The sequence below is a fragment of the Variovorax sp. CCNWLW225 genome (assembly GCF_037204045.1).
Lineage (GTDB): Bacteria > Pseudomonadota > Gammaproteobacteria > Burkholderiales > Burkholderiaceae_C > Variovorax.
Map to the genome: position 1 here is coordinate 199,787 of NZ_JBBCBV010000002.1, position 20,183 is coordinate 219,969.

The 20,183-nt window shown below is 65.4% G+C and carries 16 protein-coding genes; 8 read left to right on the forward strand and 8 right to left on the reverse strand.

Annotation, left to right across the window (positions count from 1 at the left end; all coding sequences use genetic code 11):
- The first annotated feature begins 39 nt into the window (after positions 1 to 39).
- The 3 genes from map to pgm all read left to right on the forward strand — a co-directional run bounded on the left by map (position 40) and on the right by pgm (position 5,249).
- Positions 40 to 864 (forward strand): type I methionyl aminopeptidase, encoded by an 825-nt coding sequence (map, locus tag V9L20_RS05550; protein WP_337295822.1) that lies wholly within the window; start codon positions 40 to 42, stop codon positions 862 to 864.
- A gap of 34 nt (positions 865 to 898) precedes the next feature.
- Complete coding sequence (locus tag V9L20_RS05555) at positions 899 to 3,505, forward strand: [protein-PII] uridylyltransferase (RefSeq protein ID WP_337295823.1); 2,607 nt, start codon at positions 899 to 901, stop codon at positions 3,503 to 3,505.
- 88 nt (positions 3,506 to 3,593) lie between these two features.
- A complete protein-coding gene (gene pgm, locus V9L20_RS05560) occupies positions 3,594 to 5,249 on the forward strand; it encodes a phosphoglucomutase (alpha-D-glucose-1,6-bisphosphate-dependent) (RefSeq protein WP_337295824.1) in 1,656 nt (551 codons plus the stop codon).
- 22 nt (positions 5,250 to 5,271) lie between these two features.
- Here the strand turns inward: pgm and V9L20_RS05565 are convergent, their stop codons facing one another.
- From V9L20_RS05565 to V9L20_RS05575, 3 genes are read right to left on the reverse strand one after another with little or no spacing between them, the layout of a single operon-like run.
- The gene (locus V9L20_RS05565; protein ID WP_337295825.1) at positions 5,272 to 6,330 is read right to left on the reverse strand and encodes an amino acid ABC transporter permease; all 1,059 of its coding nucleotides are present in this window, start codon (positions 6,328 to 6,330) and stop codon (positions 5,272 to 5,274) included.
- Entirely contained in the window at positions 6,327 to 7,325 is a 999-nt protein-coding gene (locus V9L20_RS05570; protein ID WP_337295826.1) for an amino acid ABC transporter permease, read from the reverse strand. The genes V9L20_RS05565 and V9L20_RS05570 overlap by 4 nt, the downstream gene beginning before the upstream one ends.
- Entirely contained in the window at positions 7,322 to 8,356 is a 1,035-nt protein-coding gene (locus V9L20_RS05575) for an amino acid ABC transporter substrate-binding protein (protein WP_258506073.1), read from the reverse strand. Before V9L20_RS05575 ends, V9L20_RS05570 begins: the two co-directional genes overlap by 4 nt.
- A gap of 175 nt (positions 8,357 to 8,531) precedes the next feature.
- Here V9L20_RS05575 and V9L20_RS05580 point away from each other — a divergent pair, with 175 nt between their 5' ends.
- Positions 8,532 to 8,927, forward strand: coding sequence for a DoxX family protein (locus V9L20_RS05580; RefSeq protein ID WP_258506072.1), 396 nt, complete (start codon positions 8,532 to 8,534; stop codon positions 8,925 to 8,927).
- Between the two features lie 34 nt (positions 8,928 to 8,961).
- Here V9L20_RS05580 and def read toward each other — a convergent pair whose 3' ends face one another.
- The 5 genes from def to smc all read right to left on the reverse strand — a co-directional run bounded on the left by def (position 8,962) and on the right by smc (position 16,857).
- Positions 8,962 to 9,501: a peptide deformylase gene (def, locus tag V9L20_RS05585; protein WP_337295827.1), complete on the reverse strand. Its 540-nt coding sequence runs from the start codon at positions 9,499 to 9,501 to the stop codon at positions 8,962 to 8,964.
- A 55-nt stretch (positions 9,502 to 9,556) separates the two neighbouring features.
- Entirely contained in the window at positions 9,557 to 10,003 is a 447-nt protein-coding gene (locus tag V9L20_RS05590) for a hypothetical protein (protein ID WP_337295828.1), read from the reverse strand.
- 109 nt (positions 10,004 to 10,112) lie between these two features.
- A complete protein-coding gene (gene ligA, locus V9L20_RS05595) occupies positions 10,113 to 12,197 on the reverse strand; it encodes an NAD-dependent DNA ligase LigA (RefSeq protein WP_337295829.1) in 2,085 nt (694 codons plus the stop codon).
- Positions 12,198 to 12,220: 23 nt separating this feature from the next.
- A complete protein-coding gene (locus tag V9L20_RS05600; RefSeq protein WP_337295830.1) occupies positions 12,221 to 13,327 on the reverse strand; it encodes a cell division protein ZipA C-terminal FtsZ-binding domain-containing protein in 1,107 nt (368 codons plus the stop codon).
- 14 nt (positions 13,328 to 13,341) lie between these two features.
- Positions 13,342 to 16,857, reverse strand: a complete 3,516-nt coding sequence (gene smc, locus V9L20_RS05605) for a chromosome segregation protein SMC (protein ID WP_337295831.1) — start codon at positions 16,855 to 16,857, stop codon at positions 13,342 to 13,344.
- A gap of 113 nt (positions 16,858 to 16,970) precedes the next feature.
- On the opposite strand from smc, the gene V9L20_RS05610 reads away from it, so the two are divergent.
- The 4 genes from V9L20_RS05610 (at position 16,971) to V9L20_RS05625 (ending at position 20,174) form a co-directional block, all read left to right on the forward strand.
- Positions 16,971 to 17,729 (forward strand): hypothetical protein, encoded by a 759-nt coding sequence (locus V9L20_RS05610; RefSeq protein ID WP_337295832.1) that lies wholly within the window; start codon positions 16,971 to 16,973, stop codon positions 17,727 to 17,729.
- Between the two features lie 60 nt (positions 17,730 to 17,789).
- Positions 17,790 to 18,110 carry a helix-turn-helix domain-containing protein gene (locus tag V9L20_RS05615; protein ID WP_337295833.1) on the forward strand — a complete coding sequence of 107 codons (321 nt, stop codon included), beginning with the start codon at positions 17,790 to 17,792 and terminating at the stop codon, positions 18,108 to 18,110.
- Entirely contained in the window at positions 18,107 to 19,405 is a 1,299-nt protein-coding gene (locus tag V9L20_RS05620) for a type II toxin-antitoxin system HipA family toxin (RefSeq protein ID WP_337295834.1), read from the forward strand. The genes V9L20_RS05615 and V9L20_RS05620 overlap by 4 nt, the downstream gene beginning before the upstream one ends.
- A 76-nt stretch (positions 19,406 to 19,481) precedes the next feature.
- The gene (locus V9L20_RS05625; RefSeq protein WP_126746403.1) at positions 19,482 to 20,174 is read left to right on the forward strand and encodes a mobilization protein; all 693 of its coding nucleotides are present in this window, start codon (positions 19,482 to 19,484) and stop codon (positions 20,172 to 20,174) included.
- Positions 20,175 to 20,183 lie beyond the last annotated feature (9 nt).

The window sequence follows — 20,183 nt, forward strand, 5'->3', positions numbered from 1 at the left end:
AACCCGGAATTTTAGCTTGCTGAATGGGATAATTCCGGGATGAGCATTACCTACAAAGACGCAGCGGGCATCGCAGCCATGCGCGTCGCCTGCCGCCTGGCCTCCGAGGTGCTGGACTACCTCACGCCGTTCATCAAGCCGGGCATCACCACGAACGAAATCGACCGGCTCGCCGCCGAATACATGGTCAAGCAGGGCACCACCTCGGCCACGGTGGGCTACATGGGCGCCAGCAGCGTGCCCTTTCCGAAGTCTCTCTGCACCTCGGTCAACCACGTGGTTTGCCACGGCATCCCGAATGACAAGCCCTTGAAGAAGGGCGACATCATGAACATCGACGTCACGGTGGTGAAGGACGGCTGGTTTGGCGACAACAGCCGCATGTACATCATCGGCGACGCCTCCATTGCGGCCAAGCGGCTGTGCAGCATCACCTTCGAAGCCATGTGGCACGGCATTTTGCAAGTGCGCCCGGGCGCCCACCTGGGCGACATCGGCTACGCAATCCAGAAATTTGCCGAAGGCCACGGTTTTTCCGTCGTGCGCGAATTCTGCGGCCACGGCGTGGGCCAGCGCTTTCACGAAGAACCGCAGGTGCTGCACTACGGCCGCCCGGGCACGCTCGAAGAACTCAAGCCCGGCATGATCTTCACCATCGAGCCGATGATCAACGCCGGCAAGCGCGACGTGAAGGAAGACTTCAAGGGCGGCCAGTACGACGGCTGGACCATCGTCACGCGCGACCATTCGCTCTCGGCGCAATGGGAGCACACGGTGCTGGTCACCGAAACGGGCTACGAGGTGCTCACGCTGTCCGAAGGCAGCCCGCCCCTGCCCTCCTTCGTCACCTCAACGAAAACGTGAGCCGCGCGAGCGGCGCACGGCCCCGGACAAAGCCGTGATCGAACCAGCCAAGATCGACGTGGCAACGCTGCGCGAAGCCTATCGCGCAAAGAAGCTCGCACTCTTCGAAACCTTGCGGTTTGCACGCGCGCCCACGCGCAGCGTGCACACGGTGCTGCGGCAGTTGTCCGCGCTGGCCGACCAGACCTTGTGCGCGCTTTGGCGGGAGGCCGATTTCGGCGACTCGCTCACCCTGGCGGCCGTGGGCGGCTTCGGCCGCGGCGAGTTGTTCCCGTATTCCGATGTCGACGTGCTCCTGCTGCTGCCGCCCGAAGGGCACGCCAGCGAAATCGATCCGGCACGCATCGAAGCCTTCATCGGGCATTGCTGGGACGCGGGGCTTGAAATCGGCTCGAGCGTGCGCACGCTCGAAGAGTGCCTGGCCGAGGCAGAAAAAGACGTCACCGTGCAGACCTCGCTGCTCGAGGCACGGCTGATTGCGGGCAACAAGAAGCTCTTTGTCGCCTTTCGCCGCCGCTTTACCCGCGCCATCGATCCGCAGGCCTTCTTCGTCGCCAAGTCGCAGGAAATGCGGCACCGCCACCAGAAGTTCGACAACACGCCCTACGCGCTAGAACCCAACTGCAAGGAATCGCCGGGCGGCCTGCGCGACCTGCAAACCATTCTCTGGATGACCAAGGCCGCCGGCTACGGCAGCCGTTGGGATGACCTTGCAAAGAACGGCCTGGCCACGCCGTTCGAGGCGCAGCAGATCAAGCGCAACGAAGCGTTGCTTTCGCTGATTCGCGCACGGCTGCACGTGATTGCCAATCGACGCGAAGACCGGCTGGTGTTCGACCTGCAGACGGCCGTGGCCGCGAGCTTCGGCTACGAGAGTGAATCGCAGCGCAAGTCGAGCGAAGCGCTGATGCGGCGCTACTACTGGGCGGCCAAGGCGGTCACGCAGCTCAACCAGATCTTGCTGCTCAACATCTCGGAGCGGCTGCAGCCCAGCGACGAACAGCACACGCCGATCAACGAGCGCTTCTACGAACGCGCCGGCCTTATCGAAATTGCGAGCGACGACCTTTACGAGCGCGAGCCGCGCGCCATTCTCGAGACCTTCCTGCTCTACCAGAAGACCATCGGCGTGAAGGGCCTGTCGGCACGCACGCTGCGCGCGCTCTACAACGCGCGCCATGTCATGGACAGCAAGTTCCGGAACGACCCGGCGAATCACGAGACCTTCATGCGCATCCTGCTGCAGCCGTACGGCATCACGCATGCGTTCAGGCTCATGAACCAGACCTCGGTGCTGGGGCGGTACCTGCGGGTGTTCCGCAGCATCGTGGGGCAGATGCAGCACGACCTTTTCCACGTGTACACGGTGGACCAGCACATCCTGATGGTGCTGCGCAACGTGCGGCGCTTCTTCATTGCCGAGCACGCGCACGAATATCCGTTCTGCTCGCAGCTTGCGGCCGGCTGGGACAAGCCGTGGATTCTTTACGTGGCCGCACTGTTCCACGACATTGCCAAGGGCCGCGGCGGCGACCACTCGACGCTCGGCGCGCGCGACGTGCAACGCTTCTGCAAGCAGCATGGCATTGCGCGCGAAGACGCCAAGCTCATCGAATTCCTCGTGGCCGAACACCTGGTGATGAGCCAGGTGGCGCAAAAGCAGGACCTGAGCGACCCGGAAGTGATTGGCGCGTTTGCCAAGCGCGTGGGCAACGAGCGCTATCTCACGGCGCTCTACCTGCTCACCATTGCCGATATCCGCGGCACATCGCCACGCGTGTGGAATGCCTGGAAGGGCAAGCTGCTCGAAGACCTTTACCGCTACACCCTGCGCGCCCTCGGTGGCCGCATGCCCGACCCGGATGCCGAGGTGGAATCACGCAAGCGCGAGGCGCTGGTGCAGCTTGCGTTGCATGCGCAGCGCTTCGAAGCGCACAAGGCGCTGTGGGACACGCTCGACGTCGGCTACTTCATGCGCCACGAGGCCAGCGAGATCGCCTGGCACGCCAAGCAGCTTTCGCGCTTTGTGCCGCCGCCCAATGTGCCGGTGGACCCCAAGGCACCGCCCATCGTGCGGGCGCGCCTTTCGCCCGTCGGCGAAGGACTGCAGGTGGTGGTGTACACGCCCGACCAGCCCGATCTCTTCGCGCGCATCTGCGGCTATTTCGACCAGTCGTCGTTCAGCATTCTTGACGCGAAAGTACACACCACCAGCAACGGCTACGGCCTCGACACCTTCCAGGTTGTAACTACTTTCCTGCCCGACCACTACCGCGATCTCATCAGCATGGTCGAGCTGGGCCTTGCTCAAACGCTCACAGAGGCCGGCCCCCTGCCCCCGCCCAGCGTGGGCCGGGTGTCGCGCCGGGTGCGCAGCTTTCCCATCAAGCCGCGCATCAGCCTGCTGCCCGACGACAAGGCGCAGCGCTGGCTGCTCAACATCTCGGCCAGCGACCGCGCGGGGCTGCTGTATTCGGTGGCGCGCGTGCTCGCGCGGCACCACCTGAACCTGCAGCTCGCCAAGGTCACGACGCTCGGCGAGCGCGTGGAAGACACCTTCCTTATCAGCGGACCCGAGCTGCAGGGACAGAAGACGCAACTGGCCATCGAGACGGAGCTGATGGAGGCGCTGGCCTCCTGAGCCGCTTGCTTTCCGCTTGTTTCGTTCGCAGGCGCATCCTGCGGCATGATGTTGCCGACTTGATTCAACTCGAACGGCAACACTCGACATGAGCCAAAAGACCAACCCTCTTGCGGGCCAGCCCGCACCGCTGGACCTGCTCGTCAACGTTCCGCGCCTCATCTCGGCCTATTACACGGGCCGGCCGGATCCTTCGGTGCCCGCCCAGCGCGTGGCCTTTGGAACATCGGGCCACCGCGGCTCCTCCTTCGACGACGCTTTCAATGAGTGGCATGTGCTGGCAATGAGCCAGGCCATTGCCGACTACCGCAAGCAGAAAGGCATCGACGGCCCGCTGTTTTTGGGCATCGACACGCATGCGCTCTCCACGCCCGCTTTCAACAGCGCGGTGGAAGTGCTGGCAGCCAACGGCGTGGAGCTGATGCTGTCGAAGGACGACGAATACACGCCGACACCCGCCGTCTCGCACGCCATCCTCGTCTACAACCGCGGCCGCACGACCGGGCTGGCCGACGGCATCGTGATCACGCCTTCGCACAACCCGCCCGAAAGCGGCGGCTTCAAGTACAACCCGCCCAACGGCGGGCCGGCCGGCACCGACATCACCTCTGCCGTGGAAGCCACGGCCAATGGCTATCTTGCCGCCGGCCTTCAGGGCGTGAAGCGCCTGCCGCTCGCGCAGGCCCTGCGCGCCTCGACCACGCACCGTCACGACTACCTGAACACCTATGTGGAAGACCTGGCGCAGGTGCTCGACATGGACGCGATTCGCGGCGTGCCGATCGACCTGGGCGTCGATCCGCTGGGCGGCGCCGGCGTGCGCTACTGGCCCGCGATTGCCGAGCGCTACAAGCTCGACCGGCTCACCGTGCTCAGCCAGGAGGTCGATCCGACCTTCCGCTTCATGTCGCTCGACTGGGACGGCCGCATCCGCATGGACCCGTCGTCGCCAGATGCCATGCACCAGCTCATCGGCCTCAAGGACCGCTTCGGCATTGCCTTTGCGTGCGATACCGACCACGACCGGCACGGCGTCGTCACGCGCAGTGCAGGGCTGCTGCCGCCGAACAACTACCTGGCCGTGATGGTCGACTACCTCTTCACGCACCGCCCGCAATGGGCCGCACATGCGGCCATCGGCAAGACGGTGGTCAGCAGCCAGATGATCGACCGCGTGGCCGCGAACCTGGGGCGCAAGCTGTACGAGGTGCCGGTGGGCTTCAAGTGGTTTGTCGAAGGGCTGGTGGATTCGTCGCTGGGGTTCGGCGGCGAAGAAAGCGCGGGCGCCACCTTCCTGCGGCGCGACGGCACGGTATGGACCACTGACAAAGACGGCATGGTCCCCGCCTTGCTCTCGGCGGAGATTGCCGCACGCACGGGCCGCGACCCCGGCGAGCGTTTTGCCGAACTGGCCGAAGCGCTAGGCAAGCCGGTGTCCAACCGCGTGGATGCCGCTGCCACCGTCGAGCAGAAGAAGAAACTCTCAAGCCTGTCGCCGCAGCAGGTGCTGTCGACGGAGCTCGCGGGCGAGAAGATCCAGAACGTGCTGAGCCATGCGCCCGGCAACGGAGCGGCCATCGGCGGCGTGAAGGTGGTCACGGAAAACGGCTGGTTCGCCGCGCGGCCCTCGGGCACCGAGAACATCTACAAGATCTACGGCGAGAGCTTTCTCGGTGCCGAGCACCTTGGGCGCATCCTGGAGGAAGCGCAGCAGCTGGTGGACAAGGCGCTTTCAGCAGGCTGATGGAAAACCGGGCACGGCTGCTTCAGCGCGCGCCCTCCCCCAGCCGCCGCTCCAGCCACACGCTGTAGCGCGAGAGGCCGAAGCACAGCACCCAGTACACCGCGGCGATGAACAAGTAGCCCTCAAGGTAGAACGGCCGCCAGGTCGGGTCGCCGCCCAACGCCAAGCCCAGCGCGCCGGTCAATTCGAACAGGCCGACCACCGTGACCAGCGATGTGTCTTTCAGCGTACCGACCACGCTGTTGGTCAATGCGGGCACCACGAGCCGCAGCGCCTGCGGCAGCACGATGTCGCGCTGCACCGGCCAGCGCCCGAAGCCGAGCGCCATGGCGACTTCGGTCTGCCCGCGCGGCACGGCCTGCAGGCCGCCGCGAATGATTTCGGCCAGATAGGCCGCGACGAAAAGCGTCAGGCCGGCCAGCACGCGCACCAGCACATCGGGCTGCCACCCGGCGGGCCACAGCAGCGGCAGAAGGAAAGAGGCCATGAACAGCACCGAGATCAGCGGCACGCCGCGAACCAGCTCGATGTAGCTCGCGCTCAGCGTGCGAACCACGGGCCAGCCCGAGCGTCGCCCCAGGGCAAGCAACAGTGCCAGCGGAAAGGCCAGCGCCAGGCCCACCACCGCAAGGCCGATGGTGAGCGGCAAGCCGCCCCAGCGGCTGGTCGGCACATGGACCAGGCCAGCCACGCCGCCGCGCATCAGCAGCACGAACAGAAGCAGCGCCACGATCCAGAGCGGCACCAGCCACCAGCGCCAGCTGCGTGGCCAGGCGCTGAGCACCGTGACGGCCGACAACACGACCACGGCAATGGCAGGACGCCACTGCTCTTCATAGGGAAAGCGGCCGAACAGCATCGGCCGCCACTTCTCGGCCACCACACCCCAGCAGGCGCCGTGCTGTACCGCCCGGCAGGCTTCGGCGTCGGGCCGGAACACCGCGTTCAGCACACCCCATTCGACGGCATGGAAGCCGCCCCACGCAAGCAGCGCAAGAAGCAACATCGTGGCCAGGGCCCGCAGCGGCGAACCCCAGAGCTCGCTGCGCCAGGCAATGGGGCCTTGGGCGACGTTTCTCATTGCCAGCCCCTGAGCGCAACCCTTGCGTTGTAGCGGTTCATGCCGAAGGAGATAAGCAGCGACAGCAGCAGGTACACCGCCATGATGATCGCGATGCACTCGAAAGCGCGCCCGTTCGAGCCGATGGTGGTGTTGGCTACCGACACCAGTTCGGGGTAGCCCACGGCGACCGCGAGCGACGAATTCTTGGTGAGGCTGAGCAGCTGGTTGGTGAGCGAAGGCACGATCACGCGCAGCGCCTGCGGCAGGATCACGATGCGCAGCTGCTGCACCGTCGTAAGGCCGAGCGCCTGCCCGGCCAGCACCTGCCCCTGCGACACCGAAAGAATGCCGGCGCGCACGATTTCCGCCACGAAAGCCGCCGAGTAAAACGACAGGCCCGCGACGATGGTCACGTACTCAGGGCTCAGCGCCGCACCGCCGCTCACGCCAAAGTCGCCCTTCTCGGGCCATTCGAAGTGCATCGGCCACCAGCCGCCCTCGCCCGACACAGGCCAGGGCACGCTCAAACCGCCCTTGCTGAGCCACACCCCCGGCAACAAACGCACCGGCTCGGTCGGGTCGGGCAAGAGGTTGGCCATGGCAAAGGCCAGCATCAGCAGTTGCACCAGCAGCGGCACATTGCGCAGCACTTCGACATACGCCGTGCAAATGCCGCGCAAGAGTACGTGCGGCGCGAGCCGGCCGATGCCGATCAAGGTGCCGAGCACGACCGCGAAGACGGCCGCGGGCACCGCCGCCCGCACGGTGTTGATCAACCCAGCAAGGAAGGCGCGCCAGAACGGCTGGCTGGCATCGAAGTCGAGCCAGCCTTCGCTGATGGAAAAGCCCGCCGGCTCGGTGAGAAAGTCGAACCCCGACCGCACCCCGCGCGAGCGCAGTACGTCAAGCGCGTGGTTCATCACCCAGACGGCGCCGGCCAGCACGGCCAGCACCAGCAGCGCCTGGACGATCCAGGCCAGCCAGGCGCCGCGGCGCGAGGCTTGCCGGCTCATCGAACCGGTGGTGCGTAGATCAGGCCGCCCTTGTTCCAGAGATTGTTCGATCCGCGCGGCAGCTTGAGCACAGATTTCGGTCCGACGTTGCGCTCGAACATTTCGCCGTAGTTACCCACGGCCTTGATGGCGCGGAACGACCAGTCCTTGTCGAGGCCCAGCAGCTTGCCCAGGTCTTCGCCGGTGCCGACCAGGCGCTGTTGCGCCGGGTCCTTGCTGTTGGCCTTCAGATCGTCGGCATTGGCCTGCGTGACGCCGAATTCCTCGGCCTCGATGAGCGCGTTGGGCACCCACTTGGCAATGGCAAACCATTCGTCGTCGCCGCGGCGCACCAGCGGCGCGAGCGGTTCCTTGGAAATGAGCTCGGGCAGGATGATGTAGTCGTCGGGGTTGGGTGCCTCCTTGTTGCGCAGCCCCGCGAGCGCCGAGGCGTCGGTGGTGAAAGCCTGGCAGCGGCCCGAGAAAAATGCCTTGAACGAAGCCTCGAAGCTTTCGAACACCACCGTCTTGACCGGAATGTTCTGGGCGCGGAAGTAGTCCGACACGTTCTTCTCGTTGGTGGTGCCCGACTGCGTGCAGATGGTCGCGTTCTTGAGCTGCTTGGCGCTGGTCACCTTGAGCTTCTTCGGCACCAAGAAGCCTTGGCCGTCGTAATAGGTGATGGTGGTGAAATTGAAGCCTAGCGAAGCATCGCGCGTAAGCGTCCACGTGGTGTTGCGCGCAAGAATGTCGATTTCGCCGGCCTGCAGGGCCGAAAAGCGCTGCTGCGAGTTGAGCGGCACAAAGTCGACTTTCTTCGCATCGCCCAGCACGGCGGCGGCAATGGCGCGGCAGGTGTCCACGTCCAGGCCCGACCAGTTGCCCTGCGTATCGGGCGCGGAAAAGCCGGCCACGCCGTTGGTCACGCCGCATTTCACGGTGCCGCGCTGCTTGACGGCATCGAGCGTTTTACCGGCGAAGGCCGGCGCGGCGGCCGCAAAAGCAACGATGGATGCGGCAACGGCCAGCGCGGGACGGAATCGACTCTTCATTGGTGTGTTCTCCTCAACAAACAAGCAAAAGGCAGTGTACGGGGCAGCACGCTACTCTGCCAAAGAACGGTCGGTTGAATGCATATGCCGCATCGCGAGCTGCTCCGGGCTTTTCCTGCCCGTGGCACATTCACTAACATATGGCCCTTCAATCACTCTCACCAGGAATCTGCTCATGACCAAATCCGATGACACCGGCAAGCTCGTTCTGCGCGTTGCACTCGGCATCCTCATTCTGTTGCACGGCATCGCGAAGGTCGGCAAGGGGGTCGACGGCATCGGCGGCATGCTGGCATCCCACGGGCTGCCGGCGGCCATGGCATACCTGGTCTACGTGGGTGAAATCCTCGCGCCCGTGCTGCTTATCGTGGGCCTGTTCACCCGCCCGGCAGCGCTGATCGTTGCCATCAACATGGTGGTGGCGATCTGGCTGGTTCACCAGAAGGACCTGGGCGCGCTCAATGGGCAAGGCGGCTGGGCGCTGGAACTGCAGGGTATGTTCCTGTTCTCGGCAATTGCCGTCGCGCTGTTCGGCGGCGGCCGCTTCGGCCTGGGCGGCAAGTACAACTGAACGCATGCGGCCGGTGATGAACCGGCCGCTTTTTTCAGTCGTCGTCGTTGGCGTCAAGCCCGGGAAATAAAACGTCGGTGTAGCCGAAGCGCGAAAAGTCGCGTACCCGCATCGGGTAGAGCTTGCCAAGCAAATGATCGACCTCGTGCTGCACCACGCGCGCATGAAAACCGCTCACGGTCCGGTCGATCGGATCACCATACGGATCGAAGCCGGTATAGCGGATGCTCGAAAAGCGCGGCACCACGCCGCGAAGGCCCGGCACCGAAAGACACCCTTCCCAGCCCTCTTCTTCCTCGTCGCCGATCGGCGTGATGACGGGATTAAGCAGCACGGTGCGAGGCACCGGGGGTGCATCAGGGTAGCGTGGGTTGAAGACGTCTGTGCCGAAAATGACCAGCTGCTGGTCGACGCCGATCTGCGGTGCGGCCAGCCCGGCACCGTTGACCGCAATCATCGTCTCGAACATGTCGCGCACCAGAAGGTGCAGTTCGTCGGTGTCGAAAGCGGTCACCGGCTGCGCAACGCGCAGCAGCCGGGGATCGCCCATTTTCAGGATTTCGCGAATGGCCATGGCGGGATTATCGCGACAGCCGTGCGCCAAGGCTCAGTGGCCCGCCACGCTCCGATCAGGGAGGCGTTTGATTCTTGGAGTCGGGCGACGTGTACAGCCGTTGACGAGCGTTCGGCGGTGGCGAGCGGTACTGCGGCAATGGCGAAACGCCTGTATTGCCGGTCGGCGGCACGATCGCGCCACCACCGGGCGGCCGTCCACCGCCGCCGCCCCAGCCCGGACGTCCCACCGGGTAGCCCGGCCGCACAGCCGGATAACCTGGCCGCCCGTAGTAGGGCCGGTCACCGTAATAGGGCCGCCCACCGTAGTAAGGACGACGGCCTTCGTAGTAGGCGCCGCCTTCAATGTAGACGGGCGCCGGCTGAACGACCACCGGGCTGTCGTAATACGGCTGCGAGTAGCCCCCGTTGTAGTAAGGATCGCCGGGCACCGCAACGCAGCCGCCGAGCAGCGCGATGCCGCCGATGGCGACGCAGGTACCGAGAACATGAATTTTCTGCATAAGGGACTCCTTGTCAGCCTTTTGTCTTCAACGCCAGCTTGTAGTCCCTGTTGACTGCGCTGGTGTGAAGTCACGTAACCAGCCGTAAGAACGCCGAACCTCCAAGCTCTCAACCCGGCACGCCGTTGGCGAGTATCTCCAGCATACCCGCCTCGTCGATCACGTTCACGCCGAGCTCGCGGGCCTTGTCCAGCTTGCTGCCGGCCTCCTCGCCCGCAACCAGGTAGTTGGTTTTCTTGCTGACGGAGCCGGCCACCTTGGCACCGGCTGATTCCAGTTTGTCCTTTGCTTCGTCCCTGCTGAGCGTAGGAAGGGTGCCGGTGATGACGAAGGTCAGCCCCGCCAGCGGCTTGGGCGCGCGGGCGGCAGGTTCGCCCTCTTCCCACGTCAGGCCGCAGGCCCGCAGCTGCTCGACCACCTCGCGGTTGTGCGGCTGATCGAAGAAGGTGCGCAGGCTTTGCGCCACCACCGGGCCGACGTCGTTGACCTCGAGCAACTGTTCTTCGGTCGCATCCATGATCGCGTCGAGCTTGCCGAAATGTTTGGCCAGGTCCTTCGCAGTGCTTTCGCCCACATGCCGGATACCCAGCCCGAACAGGAAGCGCGGCAGCGTGGTTTTCTTCGATGCTTCGAGCGCGTCGACGAGGTTCTTGGCCGACTTCTCCGCCATGCGGTCCAGCCCGGCCAAGGTGGTGAAGCCAAGCCTGTACAGGTCGGGCAAGGTGCGGATCAGGTTGGCATCGACCAATTGCTCGACCAGCTTGTCGCCGAGCCCGTCGATATCGACCGCGCGGCGCGCCGCAAAGTGCAGGATGGCTTCCTTGCGCTGGGCGGCGCAGAACAGGCCGCCTGTGCAGCGGTAGTCGACTTCGCCCTCTTCGCGCAGCGCTTCCGATCCGCACACCGGGCACTGGCGCGGCATGGTGAACAACAGGCCGCGCTCGCCCTCGGGCTTGGCCAGGCTCTCGGGCACCACGCCGACCACTTCGGGAATCACGTCGCCCGCGCGACGCACGATGACCTGGTCGCCCACTCGCACGTCCTTGCGGCGTGCCTCGTCCTCGTTGTGCAGCGTGGCGTTGGTCACGGTCACACCGCCGACGAACACGGGTGCGAGCTTGGCCACCGGCGTCAGCTTGCCGGTGCGGCCCACCTGCACTTCGATGCCGAGCACCTCGGTGAGTTGTTCCTGCGCAGGGTACTTGTGCGCCACGGCCCAGCGCGGCTCGCGCGAGACGAAGCCGAGCTGCCGCTGCAGCTCCAGGCTGTCGACCTTGTAGACGACGCCGTCGATGTCGTAGGGCAAGGCATCGCGCTGACGGCCGATGTTCTCGTGGAACGCGATCAACTCGATCGCCCCCCTCGCACGCGCCGTCTGCTTGGCCACCGGAAAACCCCATGCGTCGAACTGCTGCAGCCAGTCGAACTGGGTCGGAAAATCCGGACCGCCCTCGCTGGCCGGCGTGACCTCGCCGAGACCATAGGCAAAAAAGCTCAGCGGGCGCGCCGCAGTAATGGCCGGATCGTGCTGCCGCACCGCGCCGGCCGCCGCGTTGCGCGGATTGACGAACAGCTTCTCGTTCTTTTGGCCGGCCGCAATCTTCTCTCGCTGGCGCTCATTCAGCGCGTCGAAGTCGGCGCGCTTCATGTAAACCTCGCCGCGGACTTCGACCACGGGCGGCGCCTTGCCAGTGAGCCGCAGCGGGATCTCGCGTACCGTGCGGATGTTCTGCGTAACCTCTTCTCCCACTTCGCCGTCGCCGCGCGTTGCGGCCTGCACCAGCACGCCGTTCTCGTAGCGCAGGTTCATGGCCAGGCCGTCGAACTTGAGTTCGCAGACGTATTCGACCTGAGGCCCGTCTTCAGCCAGGCCCAGCTCCCTGCGCACCCGCGCATCGAAAGCACTGGCGCCGCCGGGCGTGATGTCGGTCTCGGTGCGAATCGACAGCATCGGCACCTTGTGGCGCACCTTCACGAAACCGTCGAGCACCTTGCCGCCAACGCGCTGCGTGGGCGAATCGGGCGTGCGCAGGTCGGGAAACTCGGCCTCGATGGCCTGCAGCCGCTGGAACAGCTTGTCGTACTCGGCGTCGGGCAGTTCGGGCGCGTCGAGCACGTAATAAAGGTGGGCGTGCTTGTGGAGCAGTTCGCTCAGTGCGGCGGCTTCGCGTGCCGCTTCGTCGCGCGTTGTCATGGGTGTCTCCCGAAGAAATCGGATCAGCTGAAGAGGCGCCGCGCCAAAGGCGAACCGGCGGCCAGATCGCGCGACTCGAGCGTGTCGTAGAGCTGCTCGAGGTCAGCGCCGATCACGTCCATGGTTTCCTCGCGCAGCAGTTGCCCATCGCTGTCGGTCACCACGCCGTCCATCTCGCGCGCCAGCGTGGCGGCGGCCTCGCGCATGCGGCGGAACGGCTGCTCGGCGCGGTCGACCTGCGGCACGTCCAGGCTCAGGCTGAGCTCGCGGATCGCCGACTGCGCCGGATCGTCGGCCAGGGCGGCCTGCGTGTCGAACGACAGCCCGAGGATCGGCGGCAGCCCGACTTCGCTGGTCGGCAGCACCATGCGGCCGGGAATGATGCCCGCCACAAACCCGAGCCTGGCCGCGTTCTGCTGCACATAGCCGGGGCTCCAGGCCGCGTGCAGCGCGCGCAGCACAAAGCCCAGTTGCGCGTCGTGCGCGCTGGCGAATTGATCGAGCTCGCGTGCGCGGGCCACTTCGTCGAGCATCTCGGGAAACTCGAGCGCGCCGTTGACGGCATCGGCAAAGGCCTGCGCCTTCACTACGAATTCGGAATACTCGATTTCGTTGAGCGCGCCGGTGCGGTTGGCCAACTGCACGCCAACCTGGAAGGCGCTGTAGCGCTGGCCCGCAACCGGCGGTTCCCATTGGCCGGTGTGCTCGTTCAGGCCTTCGATGGCAACTGGCTTGCTGCCCGCTCGGCGGGTGGGCGGCATGGCCGCGATGGCCGCATCGCCCGATGCAAGGCCATCCAGCGACACCGGTGCGATCACGTCGATGAGCGGATCGAGCCCGCCGCGACGCTCGGCCGTTGGCAAGGGGCTGGCGCCGGGCGCTGGCAGGTCAGGGTCGAACAAGGGCTCGTGCCGCTCCTGGCCCGGCGGCATCTGGTGCGGGTCGATGTGCAACATCGGCTCCACGCCATCAGCCGCGGAGGGCGTCGCACGGTCCGCATCGGAAAAGTCATCGGCCGCGGCGTCGGGCTGCCGCGGCGCATTGCGGCGCGAAGTGACGGTGTTGTAGGCCACGACGGCCGCGAGAACGAGGCCGCCGAGGATGGCCAGGGCGAGAGTGAGATTGCTCATGCGCGCTGCTCGGCTTAAGCAGCTTCGACCATCGAGACGGCCGATTCCATGTCGACCGCAACGATGCGGGACACGCCCTGTTCCTGCATGGTTACGCCGATCAGCTGCTCGGCCATTTCCATGGCGATTTTGTTGTGGCTGATGAAGAGGAACTGGGTTTCGCGGCTCATGGCGGTCACGAGTTTGGCATAGCGTTCGGTGTTCGCGTCGTCCAGCGGCGCGTCCACCTCGTCGAGCAGACAGAAAGGCGCGGGGTTGAGCTGGAAGATCGCAAACACCAGTGCAATGGCCGTGAGCGCTTTTTCGCCGCCCGAGAGCAAATGGATGGTCTGGTTCTTCTTGCCCGGCGGCTGTGCCATCACCTGCACGCCCGAATCCAGGATTTCGTCGCCCGTCATCATCAGCCTTGCGTTTCCGCCGCCGAAGAGCTCGGGGAACATGCGGCTGAAGTGTTCGTTGACGATCTTGAAGGTGCCGCCAAGAAGCTCGCGCGTTTCGCCGTCGATCTTGCGGATGGCGTCTTCGAGGGTGCCGATGGCTTCGTTCAGGTCGGCCGACTGCGCATCGAGGAAGGTCTTGCGCTCGCTGGCAATCGCAAGTTCGTCCAGCGCTGCCAGATTGACCGCGCCCAATGCGACCACTTCGCGGTTCAGGCGGTCGATTTCGCTTTGCAGGCCCGTGAGGCGCACCTTGTCGGTTTCGATCGACTGGGCGACCGCTTCGAGATCGGCACCGGCGTCGTCCAGCAACTGCTGGTACTGCTCGACACCCAGGCGTGCGGCCTGTTCCTTGAGCTGGAATTCGGTGATGCGCTGGCGCAGCGGATCGAGCTCGCGTTCGAGCTGCAGGCGGCGCTCGTCGCTGGCGCGCAGCTTCAGCGTGAGGTCGTCGTACTGGCTGCGCGCGGCCCCCAGGGCGCCTTCGCGCTCGAGCTTGAGCGCCAACGCGTCCTGCAGCCCGGCTTGGGCTGCTGCATCGGACAAGCGGCCGAGTTCGGTCCTGGCGCGCTCGTCTTCGTCGGTAAGGGCCACCACCTGCTGCGATGCAGTTTCGATGGCCCGGCTCAGCTCACCGCGGCGGGCTTCGAGCGTGCGCTGCGAGAAAGTCGCTTCCTGCGCCTGCCGCTCCAGGCTGCGGTGCTGTTCGCGGCTGGCCGCCAATGCACGGCCGGCTTCGATCACGCGCTCGTCGAGCTGGGCGTGGCGCTCCTGGCTGTCGGCGAGCTGCATGTCGAGTTCTTCGAAGCGGCCTTCGGCGGCCATGCGCTTTTCCTGCAGCTCCTCGAGCTGCGCATCGACCTCGGCGAGGTCGGCAGCCAGTTGCTCGCTGCGCGCGCGCGTCTGCTCGGCCAGCTGCGTCATGCGCAGCGTCTCGACCTGCAATTCATGCGCGCGGGATTGTGTATCCGCCGCTTCGCGGCGCGCCGTCACAAGGCGCTGCGCGGCATCGGCGTAGGCGGCTTCGGCACGGACCAAGGCCGTGCGCGCCTCTTCGCTGATGAGCGTTTGGGCGCGCAGCTGGCGCTCGAGGTTTTCCATTTCCTGCTGGCGCGCCAACAGGCCGGCCTGCTCGGAATCGGGGGCGTAGAAGTTCACGCTGTGCGAGAACACGGCGTGGCCGCTTTGCACATAGATGACTTCGCCCGGCTTCAGCGTAGCGCGCTGGGCAAGCGCTTCTTCGAAACTCTGGGCCGTGTAGCAGCCGTGGAGCCAGTCGGTCAGCAAGGCTTGCAGGCCCGCATCGTTCAGGCGCAGCAGGCTCGACAGCCGAGGCAGCGTGCCGGCACCTTCCGGCACTCCGGCCTCGGGCGGGCTGTAGAACGCCAGCTTGGCGGGCGGCGCGTCGCTGCCGAAGGCGCGCACCATGTCGAGCCGGCTGACTTCGAGCGCACCCAGGCGCTCGCGCAGCGCAGCTTCGAGCGCGTTTTCCCAACCCTGCTCGATGTGAATGCGGCTCCAAAGGCCTTGCATGCCTTCGAGCCCGTGCTTGGCGAGCCAGGGCGCCAGCTTGCCGTCTGTCTTGACCTTTTCCTGAAGGGCACGCAGCGCTTCGAGCCGTGCCGAGAGCTCGGCATGCCGGCCGCTCTCGGTATTGACGGCCTGCTGCTTTGCCCGGCGGTCGTCGTCGAGCTGCGGCACCGATTCCTGCAACTCATGCAGACGGGCTTCGGCTTCGCTCGCGGCTTCCTGCGCAGCGGCATGCTCTTCCTGCATGGACTGCAGGCGGGCTTCGTCCGGCGCGGCCAGTGCGTTCTGATCGGCGCGCAGGCGTTCGCCGCGCTGCGTGAGCTGCCGGCTTTGGTCTTCGATGTTGCGCTGGTCGGCGGCCAGCACCTGGATCTGCTGCTGGATCTGCACGACCGCGGCTCGCTGCGCATTGGCCTCGTCCTGCGCGCGCTGCTGCGCTTCTTCCAGCTCGGGCATGCGCGCGTCGTGCTCTTCGAGCTGCGCGGCCAGCATGACGGCTTGCTCTTCGGCATCGACGCCCTGGCCTGCGAGCGTTTCGATTTCGGCCTCGGCCTCTTCACGGCGGCGGCCCCATTGGCCCATTTGCTCGCGCAACTGAACGAGCCGCTGCTCCACGCGCTGGCGGCCTTCGACCACGAAGCGGATCTCGCCTTCGAGGCGACCGACTTCGGCGCTGGCTTCGTAGAGCTTGCCCTGGGCCTGGTTTACCTGGTCTCCGGCCGCATAGTGGGCCTGGCGCACGGTTTCGAGTTCGGATTCGATGCGGCGCAGGTCGGCCGTGCGCGACTCCAGGTCGTTGATCGCCTTTTCGGAGTCGGCCTTGATCTTGGCCTGGTCTGCGTCGCTTTCGCTGCGCTTCAGGAACCACAGCTGGTGCTGCTTCTTGGTGGCTTCGCCCTGCAGCGTGTTGTAGCGCGCGGCCACCTCGGCCTGCTTCTCCAGCTTTTCGAGGTTCGCGTTCAGTTCGCGAAGAATGTCTTCGACCCGCGTGAGGTTCTCGCGCGTGTCGCCCAGACGGTTCTCGGTTTCGCGCCGGCGTTCCTTGTACTTGGAAACACCCGCCGCTTCTTCCAGGAACAGGCGCAGTTCTTCGGGCTTGGACTCGATGATCCGGCTGATCGTGCCCTGCCCGATGATGGCGTAGGCACGCGGGCCGAGGCCCGTGCCCAGGAACACGTCCTGCACGTCGCGGCGGCGCACCGGCTGGTTGTTGATGTAGTAGCTGCTGGTGCCGTCGCGCGTGAGCACGCGCCGCACGGCAATTTCGCCGAACTGGTTCCATTGGCCGCCCGCACGGTGGTCGGCGTTGTCGAACACCAGTTCCACGCTCGAGCGGCTGGCCTGCTTGCGCGTGGTCGTGCCGTTGAAGATCACGTCCTGCATCGACTCGCCGCGCAGCTCCGACGCGCGCGACTCGCCCAGCACCCAGCGCACCGCATCCATGATGTTCGACTTGCCGCAACCGTTGGGCCCGACAACGCCGACCAGTTGGCCTGGCAGCAGGAAGTTGGTCGGTTCGGCGAACGACTTGAAGCCTGAAAGCTTGATGGAATTGAGACGCACGACTTGTCGGCCTGCCTTGGCATAGCGCCAAGGTATTGATTTGTAAGGAAAATTGCACGGGCCTGCCGCTTGAAGCAGGCCGCCGCCCCAGCTGTGGATGATAACGTCAGGGCATGAGCGATTCCCTGGTTTCACCCTTCACCGCGCGCCGCGGCTACCTGCTAGCTGGCGCAGTTGCACTGCTGGGCCTTGGCGGTTGCGCGGCCACCCGTTCCACCGAGCGCGCCGAACCTTATGCCAACCAGGAATGGTTGCAATCGAGCGCCAACCGCATTGCCAACCTTTCCTTGCGAGACAACCTGCAATCGATCCGGCGCGTGCAAACCACGCTGTACCGGCGCAATCCCCGCGAGTGGCGCAAATCGGCGGCGAGCATCGAAGCGGCCGCCCAGCGCGCCTGGGACGCGGTGCTGACGGGCCCCGCCCTGCCCGAGTTGCGCGGCGCCACCGGCATCGATGCCATCCGCCTGGCTTTCGACACCAGTCCGCAGGGTTACCAGGGCGACCGGGTTGCGGCATTGGTCGTTGGCTGGGCATCCATGCTCAAGCAAGCCAATGGCGACACCTGGGACCAGACCATGCTGGACGGCGTGAACGCCGAGAACAGCTACCGCGCCGCGCGCAATTTCGAAATATCGCTCTGGCTGATCTCGTCGAAAACCGGCCCGGACGGCCAGCCCCTGCTGCTGGCCACCGAAATCAGCGAGCGCGGCCGCAACCTCGTGGCCGACCGCGAGTTGTCGAAAGTGGTGGCGCGGCTCGACCTGCTGGCCGCCCAGGCCGACGAAAAATACCGCCGCGCCGCGCTCGACTTCGGGCAGAACTGGATCATGGGCGTCGTCATGCCCTTCTTCACCTTGATTCCCAGATAGGGCAATGGGCACGTCCCGGAAATATATTTCCCAAACAGCGGTTTGCGGTAATATGTTTCCGTGATCAAACAGGAACTCATCACTGCTCTCACTGCCCGCCGCGATGCCGCGGGTCTCTCCAACGCGGAAATCGCGGAACGCTCCGGCCTGACCGAGCGCTCGGTTCGAAACGCGCTGAGCCTCAAGGGCAATCCGCAGCTGTCGTCGCTGCTGGCGCTGGTCGACGCCATCGGCCTCGAACTGCAGCTTGCACCCAAGGGCTTCGGCGAGAGCACGGCCCCCGATGACGGCTACCGCCCGGTTGCCACCCGCGTGGGCCACGCCATCGCGCAGGCGCCCTCCCCGCCGCCGTACGCCAACAAGCGGCGCCGTTCGCCATGAACGTCAAGATCCTCGAAATCTCGCTAGGGTCGCGGCGCTTCGGCAAGCTCTTTCAATACGCCGACCTGTGCCGCTTCGTGGCAGAGCCCGAACTGGTGGCTGCTCCGCCGGCTGAAGTGCTGTCGCTTTCGATGGTGGCAAGCGATCCGGCCACCCAGGCGGCACTGTGGAGCGACGTGAAGAACCCGCTCTTCAACGCACAGGGTGGACAGCTTCCGCGCTTTTTTCAGAACCTCTTGCCCGAGGGCGTTCTGCGCAGCCATATCGCGCAGTTGCGTGGCTGCCGCGAGAACGACCATTTCGAGCTCCTCGCGGCTTGCGGCGGCGACCTTCCCGGCGCGGTGAGCGCCCGGCCGGTTTCGGTGGACCGCGGCACGCTGCAGCGGCTCATCACCCAGGACCAGGACGCGCTCGAGATGTCCGTGGTCGAACTGCCCATGCCCCAAGGCATTTCGGTGTCGGGTGTGCAGCCCAAGCTCGGCCTGCGCCGCCAGGGCGGCCGCTACGTGGCCCGCACGCGTGCCGGTGCCAGCACGCGCGTAATCGCAAAGTTGCCCATGGCCGGCCGGCCGCACATGCCGCAGCTCGAAATGCTTTCGCTCCAAATGGCGGGCGCGGCCGGCATCGAGGTCTGCCATGCCGAACTGGCACCGCTCTCCGCCATTGCGGCCGAGCACAGTTATGCGCTGCCCGACGAGCCGGATTTTCTTGCGGTCACCCGCTTCGACCGCGAGGGCGCGCGCCGCATTCATTTCGAAGACTTTGCGCAGGTGCTTGCGGTCGACCCGATGCACAAGTACAGCGCCAGCTACCTCGACATGGCGCTTGCCATGCGCGCCTTTCCTTCGATGGGCGAAGAAGCCGTCCTCGAACTCGTTCGGCGCTTGGCGGTGAACGACCTGCTCGGCAACCCCGATGCACACCTGAAGAATTTCGGCGTGATCTACCCCGACGGCATCGCGCCGCGGCTGGCCCCGGCCTACGACATCGTGGCGTATGCCGCGCTCCAAGGCGTCGACGGCCATGCCTTGCCTCTTCTGCCAGCGGCGGGCGGAGGTGCCGCACCCAAACGCACGGCATTGTTCACGCCCGCCAACATACGCGCCTTCTGCTTCTCGACCGGGCTGCACGAGCCGATGGTCCGACGCGTCATTGCAGACACCGCGCGGCTCGCGCGCAGCCAATGGCCCGCAATGATCGATGCATCGACGCTTCCCGCGCCGTGGAAAAAGCGGCTGCAGCAGCGCTTGCAGGCACATCCCTTGCTGCAAGGGATGGCGAAGCGCGGCAAATGAGAAAAAGAAAAGAAAACGCGCCCCCTAGAATGATTCAGCCCTTCACTCCTCAACCCATTCGAGGCAGCAGCAACTCATGAGCTCCATCAATTTCATCGGCGGCGAAAAAGGCGGTGTCGGCAAGTCGGTTACGGCGCGCGTGCTGGCGCAGTACTTCATCGACCACAGCCGGCCTTTCACGGGCTTTGACACCGACCGCTCGCACAGCTCTTTCACCCGCTTCTACGAAGGCTTTGCGTCGCCCATCGTGGTCGACAGCTTCGAGGGGCTCGACACCGTGGTGAACGGTTTCGAAACCAATCCGCAGCAAAGCGTCATCGTCGACTTGGCCGCCCAGACACTGGCGCCGCTATCGCGCTGGATCAAGGAATCGGATCTGTTCGACGTGTTCGTCGAACTGGGCGTGGCCGTCAACTTCTGGCATGTGCTGGACGACGGCAAGGACTCCACCGACCTGCTCGGCACGCTGATCGACACCTTCGGCAACCGGCCCAACTACATCGTGGTGCAGAACTATGGCCGCGGCAGCGACTTCGGCATGCTGCTCGCGTCGCAGTCGCTCTCGAAGGCTACGGCGAACGGCGCCCGCGTCATCACGCTGCCGCGCCTGCACGAGGCCAGCATGCGCAAGATCGATGCGCAGAACACCAGCTTCTGGAAGGCGGTGAATGACCGCGAAGGGCCGCACGCGCTCGGCTTGCTGGAGCGCCAACGCGTGAAGTCGTGGCTTGCGACCGCCTACGCGGCCTTCGACACCTTGCCGCTTTAAGCGACTGGT

Coding starts and splice junctions, on each gene's coding strand:
- ligA (WP_337295829.1), bottom strand. CDS start 12,197: ATGACAACGCGCGACGAAGCGGCACGCGAAGCCGCCGCACTGAGCGAA.
- V9L20_RS05575 (WP_258506073.1), bottom strand. CDS start 8,356: ATGAAGAGTCGATTCCGTCCCGCGCTGGCCGTTGCCGCATCCATCGTT.
- V9L20_RS05620 (WP_337295834.1), top strand. CDS start 18,107: ATGAACGTCAAGATCCTCGAAATCTCGCTAGGGTCGCGGCGCTTCGGC.
- pgm (WP_337295824.1), top strand. CDS start 3,594: ATGAGCCAAAAGACCAACCCTCTTGCGGGCCAGCCCGCACCGCTGGAC.
- V9L20_RS05570 (WP_337295826.1), bottom strand. CDS start 7,325: ATGAGCCGGCAAGCCTCGCGCCGCGGCGCCTGGCTGGCCTGGATCGTC.
- V9L20_RS05610 (WP_337295832.1), top strand. CDS start 16,971: ATGAGCGATTCCCTGGTTTCACCCTTCACCGCGCGCCGCGGCTACCTG.
- V9L20_RS05625 (WP_126746403.1), top strand. CDS start 19,482: ATGAGCTCCATCAATTTCATCGGCGGCGAAAAAGGCGGTGTCGGCAAG.
- V9L20_RS05565 (WP_337295825.1), bottom strand. CDS start 6,330: ATGAGAAACGTCGCCCAAGGCCCCATTGCCTGGCGCAGCGAGCTCTGG.
- def (WP_337295827.1), bottom strand. CDS start 9,501: ATGGCCATTCGCGAAATCCTGAAAATGGGCGATCCCCGGCTGCTGCGC.
- map (WP_337295822.1), top strand. CDS start 40: ATGAGCATTACCTACAAAGACGCAGCGGGCATCGCAGCCATGCGCGTC.
- V9L20_RS05600 (WP_337295830.1), bottom strand. CDS start 13,327: ATGAGCAATCTCACTCTCGCCCTGGCCATCCTCGGCGGCCTCGTTCTC.
- V9L20_RS05580 (WP_258506072.1), top strand. CDS start 8,532: ATGACCAAATCCGATGACACCGGCAAGCTCGTTCTGCGCGTTGCACTC.
- V9L20_RS05590 (WP_337295828.1), bottom strand. CDS start 10,003: ATGCAGAAAATTCATGTTCTCGGTACCTGCGTCGCCATCGGCGGCATC.